General features: G+C 76.4%; 1 protein-coding gene. It reads right to left on the bottom strand.

Features of this window, described 5'->3' with window-relative positions:
* The coding region (locus tag ACIQOV_RS41240) for a sensor histidine kinase (RefSeq protein ID WP_401056251.1) at positions 1 to 1345 on the bottom strand (1345 nt) is incomplete at its 3' end.
* Between the last annotated feature and the right edge of the window lie 101 nt (positions 1346 to 1446).

The raw sequence follows: 1446 nt of genomic DNA, 5'->3' as shown, positions 1-1446 counted from the left end.
CCGGGGGGCTGGTCAGCGTGAGCGTACCGTCGAACGGGGCGAGCCTGCGCCGGATGCCCTTCAGGCCGCTGCCGCCGTCCGGGTCGGCGCCGCCGCGGCCGTCGTCGGTGACCTCGGCGCGGAGCAGTCCGGCGGCGTGGGTGAGGTGCACGGCGGCGTGCCGGGCGTCGCCGTGCTTGACGGCGTTGGTGAGCGCCTCGCTGACCGCGAAGTAGACCGCCGACTCCACCGGCGCCTCGGCCCGTCCGGGCAGTTCGGTCCGCACCTCGACCTTCAGCGGGACGTCCAGGGCCAGCGCCCGCACGCCTTCGGCGAGTCCGCGTTCGGCGAGGACCGGCGGGTGGATGCCGCGCACCAGGTCGCGCAGTTCCTGGAGGGCTTGGGTGACGTTCTCCTGGGCGTCGGTCACCACCCGCTTGGCCTGCTCCGGATCACGGTCGATCAGTGCCGCCGCCGCGCCCAGACGCAGGCTCACCGCGACCAGCCGGGCCTGCGCGCCGTCGTGCAAATCCCGTTCGATCCGGCGCAGTTCGGCGGCCTGGGCCTCGGTGGCGTCCAGCCGGATCTCGGTGAGCTGCTCGACCCGCCGGGCGAGCCGGGAGCGTTCGGTGGGCCCGAGCAGGGTGCCGGTCCACCGGCCGTGCAGGCGCAGCGCGGGGCGGGCGAGGGCGAGCCCGGCGACGATCGGTACGGGCGCGAGGAGGCCGAGGAGCAGTGCGGGCAGGCCGCCGAACGGCAGGTCGTACGGCAGCGGCGCCTGGACGATCCCGTACAGGCCGGTGCCGACCAGCAGCACGGGTACGGCCGCGACGGCGCCGCCGACCAGCGGGTCGGCGATCAGCCACAGGGCGTCGCGCCAGGTCGCCGGGTCGTTCCAGAGCCAGCGGACGCGCAGGGCCAGGCCCGCGAACCAGCGGTTCCTGTGGTAGTCGTGGCCGGTCCAGTACCAGCCGTGGAGGGTGCGTTCCAGGGCCGGGCGCGGCCGGTACGGCGGCGGTACGGGCACCTCCGACCAGTGGCCGGCCGCCCACCGGGCCGCCTCGGCGGCGGAGCGGACCATCCGGGTGGCGGCCGGGAAGAGCGGGAAGATCCCGAGGCAGCCCCAGAGCAGGAAGGACAGCAGGAAGACCGCCATCAGCACCACGCCGACGGGTATCAGCAGCGTCAGGACGGCGAGCCGCCCGAGTGCCCGGGCGGCGGCGCGCAGCTCGCGGGCCGCGGCGCCCGGCTCACGGACGGCGTCGGCCCATGCGCGGACGGCGTCGGCCCGTTCGCGGGCTTCGCCGCCGGGCCGACGGGCGTCGCTGCCCGGCTCGCGGGCGGCTGGGGTCTGCGGGCTGCTCACGAGTCCTCCGGTCGGGTTCGGTGGTGCGGGTCGTTCATGATCGCAGTCGTCCGCCCGGGCAGCCGCGCCCGCACCCGGACCCGCACCCGGCTCCGCATCCG

This window comes from Kitasatospora sp. NPDC091257 (genome assembly GCF_044757675.1).
In the GTDB taxonomy this organism is placed as follows: Bacteria; Actinomycetota; Actinomycetes; order Streptomycetales; family Streptomycetaceae; genus Kitasatospora; species Kitasatospora lactacystinica.
This window is presented reverse-complemented; position numbering and strand designations above follow the sequence as displayed.